Origin of the sequence: Saccharopolyspora hirsuta, from assembly GCF_008630535.1 — a bacterium.
In the GTDB taxonomy this organism is placed as follows: Bacteria; Actinomycetota; Actinomycetes; order Mycobacteriales; family Pseudonocardiaceae; genus Saccharopolyspora; species Saccharopolyspora hirsuta.
Window position 1 is genome coordinate 168,664 of sequence record NZ_VWPH01000011.1, and the last position, 7,414, is coordinate 176,077.

At 73.1% G+C, this 7,414-nt stretch carries 4 protein-coding genes; all 4 read left to right on the forward strand.

What is annotated here, in order from left to right; genetic code table 11:
• Positions 1-6 precede the first annotated feature (6 nt).
• The 4 genes from F1721_RS23770 to F1721_RS23785 all read left to right on the forward strand — a co-directional run bounded on the left by F1721_RS23770 (position 7) and on the right by F1721_RS23785 (position 7,326).
• Positions 7-2,478, forward strand: coding sequence for a hypothetical protein (locus tag F1721_RS23770; RefSeq protein WP_150068974.1), 2,472 nt, complete (start codon positions 7-9; stop codon positions 2,476-2,478).
• A gap of 76 nt (positions 2,479-2,554) precedes the next feature.
• Complete coding sequence (locus tag F1721_RS23775) at positions 2,555-5,845, forward strand: right-handed parallel beta-helix repeat-containing protein (protein ID WP_211840592.1); 3,291 nt, start codon at positions 2,555-2,557, stop codon at positions 5,843-5,845.
• Positions 5,846-5,932: 87 nt separating this feature from the next.
• Positions 5,933-6,391: a YbaB/EbfC family nucleoid-associated protein gene (locus F1721_RS23780; RefSeq protein ID WP_150068975.1), complete on the forward strand. Its 459-nt coding sequence runs from the start codon at positions 5,933-5,935 to the stop codon at positions 6,389-6,391.
• Complete coding sequence (locus tag F1721_RS23785) at positions 6,388-7,326, forward strand: WXG100 family type VII secretion target (protein ID WP_150068976.1); 939 nt, start codon at positions 6,388-6,390, stop codon at positions 7,324-7,326. The genes F1721_RS23780 and F1721_RS23785 overlap by 4 nt, the downstream gene beginning before the upstream one ends.
• The last annotated feature ends 88 nt before the right edge of the window (positions 7,327-7,414 follow it).

A 7,414-nucleotide genomic window follows, 5' to 3' on the forward strand; every position in this document is an offset into this window, starting at 1 on the left:
CAGCTGATGTCCGCACTGTCCCAGCGTCGGCGTCAGCGCGGCGCTTCCGAGGCGGTCGCGCTGGCCAAGCACACCATCGGCAACGCGCTGGTGGTCCACCCGCCGCAGCGGATGAGCGACGAGGCCAAGGTGATGGCCATGTCGGTCGCGGCGGACGAGCTGCACGAGCTCGTGGTGGTCGACCTGCCCACCGGGGCGCCGATCTCGGCCTGGGACTCGGTCGCCGCGCTGCTGCCGCGCAACCGCCGCGGCATCCGGCTGGTGCTCGGCGGCCGGTCCCGGGAAGCCACCGCGCTCGCCGGGCAGTGGCTGTCCGAGCGGATCGGGCGGACCGTGATCGCGCCGGACGGCGTCATCTTCCGCGGCACCGGCGGAACCCTGTTCGTCCACTCCGGACAGGGCAGCGGGTGGGTCCGGTTCCGGCCGGGCCGCTCCCCGGAGTGGGAGGCGAAGCGGTTCCCGAGGCCCTCGTGGGACGCTGGGGTCGTCGACTCGATGCCCACCAGCTCGGTGGGCATCGCCGAACCGGTCCCGGGCGGGGTGTGGATCCACTCCGCGACGCAGCACGCCGACCTGCGCAAGCACTGGGGCCGGATCGTCAGCGGCATGCCGTGCCAGCCGGACGTGCTCACCATCGTGCTCGGCTGCCCCGGCGAGGCCCCGCTGTCGCTGGACGACGTGGCGCGCTTCTGGCAGCGGCTCGACGCGCACGACCGCGCGAAGGCGCGCTTCGTGCAGTACGGGCCGGTGCGGCTGCCGGAGGGTGACGTGCTGGGGCAGGCCCTCGCCGATGTGCTGGGGGAGCAGGTCGTCACCTACACCGGGATGCCCGTGGGCGCACCCGCGGCACCCGGGGTCTACACGATGTCCGCCGAGGGCGAGATCGGTTGGCAGCCGTTCGCCCGCGAGCTCGCCTACCTGCCGCAGGCGCACCCGTCGCACCGCGAGACGCCGAAGCTGGTCAGCCACCGCGCGCCGGTGGAGGGGGTTGACCAGATCGGCCCCGCGACCTACTGGTACACCCCGGACGCGGTCATCGAGGTCGTCCAGTCGGGATTGTGGATGCGCCCGCCGGAGGGCGCCCAGAACGAGGCGGCGGTGCGTGCGCGCCCGCTGGACCCCGACGCCGGTTACCTGGTCTTCGACGCCGCCGACGAGAAGCGCGCCTCCCGGATGCGCCTGCTGGCCGAGGACGTCCTGGCCCGGCTGGACCCCGCCACGCGGGTGCGCTGCCAGCTGGTCCCGGCCGCCGACTTCGGACGTGAGGTCGTGCGCATCGCCGGACCGGCGCTGGGTGAGCTGACCACCGGGCCGGAGCCGACCTACGCCAAGGCGGTCGACGCACCCGAGGCCCCGGCGGTGCAAACGGAGCCGGAGGTCCCGGCGATCGGGGTGGACGCCCCGGTCGTCGACGGCACCCCGGCGCCGCCCGGCGCCGTCGAGCAGACCGTGCAGATCGGGTCGCCGATCGACGCCGCAGCGCCGCCGGAGGCCGCGGTGGAGCCGCCGCGAGAAGCAGCGGCGGCCCCGGCGGCGGAGATGTCGATCAGCCTGGAGAGCGCCCCGGCACCGGTCACCGCCGACGTGCCGGAGCCAGCGGAAGCCCCCGAAGAACCCCCGACCCCGGACGCTGCGGAGCCTGCCCCGCCCCCTGGCTCCGCAGCGCCGGGCCCCGCGCCCGCGGTGCAGCCGACCCCGGTGCCGGAAGCCGCCGCGGTGCTGCCGGCCCAGGGGATCGCCGAGGAGCGCGCTTGGCTGCGCCGGTCGCTGCACCAGAAGTTCGACGCGATGTCGGTGTCGATCTCGCGGATCCTCTCCGAGCACCCCGGGTTCCAGAGCCGCGACCGCTCGTCCGGCGACGTGCTCGCCGATGCCGTCGCGGTGCGCCTCTACCTGCCGGCGCACGGCGCGGACGTCGACCGCGCGCTGCGCACCGGGGAGCGCGGCCCGCACGTGCCGATGGCCCGGTGCGTGGTGTCCGGCCTGCGCAAGCTCCCGTCGCACCGCGGCGCGACGGTGTTCACCGCCTCGCCAGCGCCCGAGCACTGGCAGCTCTACCGCGAGCACCGGCTGGTGACCGAGTGGGGCTTCCTGCACGCCCTGACCGAACCGTGCGCGCAGTCCGACGGCGACGTCGACGTGCTGGTGTGGTCGATGACCGGTCGGCGGACGAAGCTGCTGGAGCCCGACGGTCCCGACCACGTCGACAACCGCGTGGTGTTCGCGCCCGGCACCAACTTCAAGGTCCTGGACCTCGTCGAGCCCGGCGAGCAGGGCGAGCGCGGCCGCATCCTGCTGCGCGAACTGGCCGAGTCCGAAGTGGACTCCGAAGGTCGGGTCACCGAGAACGAGTCGCTGGACCAGCTGGGGCTCAAGTCCCTGCAGCGATGCATCCAGCGGTGGACCGAGGCACCGCCGACGGGCACCGTGCCCGAGGCGGCGCGGGCCCGGTTCGGCGCCCTGCCCGGGCTGGTCTAGCAGTGTCGGCAACGGTTCTCGCGGCGGTCGGCCCCGCGGCGCGGCGAACGGGAAGTCCTGGAGAGAGGAACGGTCGATGAACCGCGAACTTGTGGTGGTGGGAGCAGATCGGCCGGGCGCGTTCTCCTCGATCGCGGCCGCGATCGCCTCGGCGGGCGCCGGTGCGACGATCAGCGTGCGCCCCGGCCGGTACGAGGAGGGCCTCGTCGTCAACCGGGTGGTCAACATCGTCGCGGACGAGGGCGACGGCACCGTGGAGGTGCACGCCCGGCAGGGCAGCGCGCTGGTCGTCGACGCCGACGGCGTCCAGCTGCGCGGGCTGACCCTCAGCAGCGACGACGGCAAGGCGGCGGTGGTGGACGTGCGCCGCGGCGAGGTCGCCCTCGACGGCTGCCGGATCGCCGGTTCGGCGTGGGCTGCGCTGCTGACCCGGGCCAGCGGATCGGTGGCCGCCCGCGGCTGCGAGGTGACCAACTCCGGCGGTGCCGGGGTCGTGATCACCTCCGCCAGCCCCAGCACGCTGGAGGACACCCGGGTCGTCGACGTGTCCTCGTCGGCGGCGGTGGTCGGCGACCGCGGTTCGCTGACGCTGCGGCGGATCGTCGTGGAGCGCCCGGGCGGCAACGGGATCTGCGTGAACGGCAGCGGGAACTGCGTGGTCGAGCAGGGGTCCATCACCGGTGCGGCCAAGCCCTCGGTGGTGGTGGAGCAGCAGGGCCAGCTGCGGGCCACCGGCCTCGACGTCCGCGACGGCGCGAACGTCGACCTCTACGTGGTCGGCGGCCGGTCCGTCACCGTCTCGGACTCGACGTTCGCCGGTTCCAGCGCGCAGGCCGTGCACGTCAGCGGCACCTCCCGGCCGGTGCTGCGGGGGTGCACCTTCGCAGCGGCCCGCTGCGCCGTGCAGGTCACCCAGCAGGCCGCGCCGGAATTCGTCGAGTGCACCGTCGAGGACAGCCCGACCGGGCTCGTGGTCGACGCGGAGGCCTCACCGCAGTTCCGCCGCACCTCGGTGCGCGGGACGACGGAGGCCATCGCGCGGTTGTCGGCTTCGGGCACCGCGCGCTTCGAAGGGCTGCGGGCATCGGCCACCACCGGCTCCGGGGTGCTCGTCGAGAGCACCGGCGAGGTCAGCTTGGACGACGCGACGATCGAGGCGGAGTCGGCACCGGCCGTGGAGGTCTCCGGATCTGCGCGGGTGTTGCTCACCGATGCGCGGCTGAGCACGGCAGCGGACGCGGCGCTGGCGGTGCGCGGCGGGCGGGCTGAGGCGAAGTCGACGGTGCTGCGCGGTGGCGGCCTGCTCACCTCCACCGCGGAGGTCTCCATCGCCGACAGCGAGGTCGTCGAGACCAGCGGCGACGGCGTGCTGGTCGCCGACGGCGGTGTGCTCACGGCCAGCCGCTGCCGCGTCCGCGCCGCCGGGCGGCACGGCTTCCAGGTCGGTGGCGGGGCCCGCGCGGACCTCTCGGAGTGCGAGGTGCTCGACAGCGCGGAGAACGGGCTCCACCTGGAGGCGGTGGACTCGGTCTTCCTCCGGCAGTGCGTGGTCAAGGGCAGCGGCGGCGCTCCGGTCTGGAGCCCGGAGGGCGGGCCGCAGACGACCCTGGAGGGGTTGTCGACCGAGGGGGCCGCCGCTGGCGGGGCACTGGCGCGCGTCGAGGCCGCCGATGTCGCGCCGCCGCAGGAGGACACCGGGCTGAGCGGCACCGGCAGCGCCCTGGACGGGCCGCTGGCCGAGCTCGACTCGCTGATCGGCCTGGGCGGCGTCAAGCAGGAGGTCCGCGGCCTGATCAACCTGATCCGGATGTCCCAGGCACGGGAGAAGATGGGCCTGCCGATGCCGCCGATGAGCCGGCACCTGGTCTTCGCCGGGCCCCCGGGCACCGGCAAGACCACCGTGGCCCGGCTCTACGGCGCGGTGCTCGGCGAACTCGGCATCCTGTCCAAGGGCCACATGATCGAGGCGGCCCGCGCCGACCTGGTCGGCCAGTACATCGGCTCCACCGCGATCAAGACGACCGAGCTGGTCACCAAGGCGATCGGCGGCGTGCTGTTCATCGACGAGGCCTACACGCTCACCGCGCAGACCGGTGGGGTCGGCCCGGACTTCGGGCAGGAGGCCGTCGATGCGCTGATGAAGATGATGGAGGACCACCGCGACGAGCTGGTGGTGATCGTCGCGGGCTACTCCGAGCTCATGCAGCGGTTCCTCGAATCCAACCCCGGCCTGGCCTCCCGGTTCACCCGGACCATCGAGTTCCCCAACTACAGCGTCGAAGAACTGGTCACCATCGCCGCCAACCTGTGCCGCAAGCACTACTACGAGCTCACCGACGACGCGGTGGAGGCGCTGACCACCTACTTCACCCGGGTGCCCAAGGGCGAGACGTTCGGCAACGGCCGCGTGGCGCGGAAGCTGTTTGAGGCCATGATCAGCAACCAGGCGTCCCGCCTGGCGCTGCGACCACCGTCCCGGGACTCGGACCTGACCCGCCTGACGGCCGAGGACGTCAACCCGCAGATCGCGCTGCTGGAGGAGCTGCCCGCCGAATCGTCCGATGCCGCCGACACCCCGTCGGACCCGCGCTCGGTGGTGCAGGCCACGCGCACCTGGCGGCGGATGTCCGAGCTGGTCGGCGTGGAGGAAACCCGCCGCGCGGTGGGGTCGGCGCTGGTGTCGCTGTACGAGCGCAAGGCCCGCCGGATGGCGGTGGGCAAGCACGGGCACGCGGTGCTGGCCGGTGCGCCGGGCAGCGGTCGCTCGGAGATCGCGCGGCACTACGCGCAGGGCCTGTCCGAGCTCGGGCTGGTCCCCGTCGGCCACCTGGTGCGGCGGTCGCTGGGCGAGGACCTGCGCCCGCAGTGGCCGGGACAGGCCGAAAGCCTCGTCGCCACGGCTTTCCACGACGCCCGGGGCGGCGTCCTGCAGCTGGACGTCGACGCCGACGTGGAGACCCAGCTGGAGGTGGCGGAAGCCCTGTCGGCCGCGCTGCGCGAGCAGGTCGGTGACCCGGTCGTGGTCCTCACCGGCGAACGAGCGGGTCTGGAGTCGCTGTTCGGCTGCGCCGCCCGCTTGCGCGGGAGTTTCCCGCACCACTGGGAGATCGGCCCCTACACCGCCGCCGAGCTGGCCGCCATCGCGGTCCGGTACCTGCGCGACCGGGGCCACGAGGTGCCCGACGAGGTCGCCGCCGCGATGGCCGAGCACATCGAGAGGTCGGGCGAGCGGACCGTGCGCCAAGCCCACCAGTTCTCCCGCCACCTCGCCCGGACAGCGGCCTCGCGCACCCTCGCGGTGGCCGACCTGGCAGGCACGGGGGAGCCGACCGCGCCCGCGGTGGGCGGGCTGGCCTGGGTCGGCTGACCCGGCTTGCCCGCACGCGCACACCTGTTACCCGCAAGGCCCCGAACGCCCCCGAAACCCGGATCACCGGAGCTGGGCAGCGCTTTGATGAGCAGACGAGATCACGTCACGGAGGTCATCGTGTCCGATGTGGACCAGCGCAACGTCGAGCTGTTGCAGGAGGAGTACGAACGCCAGCGCGCCAACCTCGGCGAGATGCAGCGGCGCCTCGGCGGGATCTCGGCCACCGCGGTCTCGCCCCGGCGCGAGGTCTCGGTCTCGGTCGGCAACCAGGGCGAGCTCACCGAGGTCAAGTTCCCCAGCAGCGCGCACCGCCGACTGCCCGCCAAGGAGCTGGCGGAGCTGATCACCCGCACCTACCGGGAAGCGCGGGAGAAGGTCATGAACCAGGTCGTGGACGCGATGTCCCCCGCGCTGCCCGGCATCGACGCGAAGTCCCTGCTCAGCGGGAAGCTCCCGGAGGAGGCGCTGCCGATGCCCGAGCTGCCGCCGCTGATCGAGGAGCTCCGCGGGGCCTCGAACCCGTCGGGTGGTGACCGGCCGTGAACCAGATGTACGTCGACCCGGAGGGGCTCGGCCGCAGCAGCGAGCGCTACGCGAAGCTCCAGGCCCACATCCAGGACCTGATCACGAACGTCGACCAGCTGGTCAGCCAGTACTCGAAAGCCTTCGGCACCACCGACCACGGCAAGAAGGCCTTGGAATCCTTCCAGAAGGGCATGGACGGGTACACCCAGGGCCTGCGCGGGATCGCCGACTCGCTGGAGTACGTCGAGCTGAACCTGAAGAGCAACAGTCAGCTCTACGCCCAGGCCAGGGACAACGCCGACGACATCTCGGCCAGCTTCCAGAAGTCGGTGCTCCCGGACTCCGCCCCGCCGGGGCAGGAGCGGGGGGATTCGAGGTCGTCGGTGCTCCCGGACTCCGCCCCGCCGGGGCAGGAGCGGGGGGATTCGAGGTCGTCGGTGCTCCCGGACTCCGCCCCGCCGGGGCAGGAGCGAGGGGAATCGAAGTCGCCGATGCACACGTCACCCCGGACGGAATTGGCGTCGAAGCGGCTCCTCGGGAAGGGCGAGGCGATCGAGGTCCCGGACGCCGCGCCGGGCGAGCACGTGGAGACGAGGTCGCCGGACATGACCTCGATGCTCAGCATGCAGCCCATGAAGGCCAACGAGCAGCTCGTGGTCGACGGCGCTCCGATCAAGGAGAGCCAGCGCGTGCTGGCCGTCCGCGAGCTGCCCGACGGATCAGTGCGGTTCAACGCGGGCGAGTACTCCGACATCGTCCCGCTGGACGGCGTCGACGTGCAGTTCGTCGACCAGGACGCCCCGGCGAGCGCCCGCGAGCACCCGGTTCGCGACGGCGAGCGGTTGTTCCTGGTGACGGAGAAGCCCGGGGGCGCGACACCGTCCGATGAGGACATGTACTTCGAGTCGACGGCCGACCGCACGTCGTCCTTCTACCAGCACGGGCCGGAATGACCGCTCGCGGCGCGTGATCGCCGCACCCCGTCGCTCGGGGAACTGACTCGCCCGGATGGTGCCGGGCCGCACCGGATTGGAGGTCGTG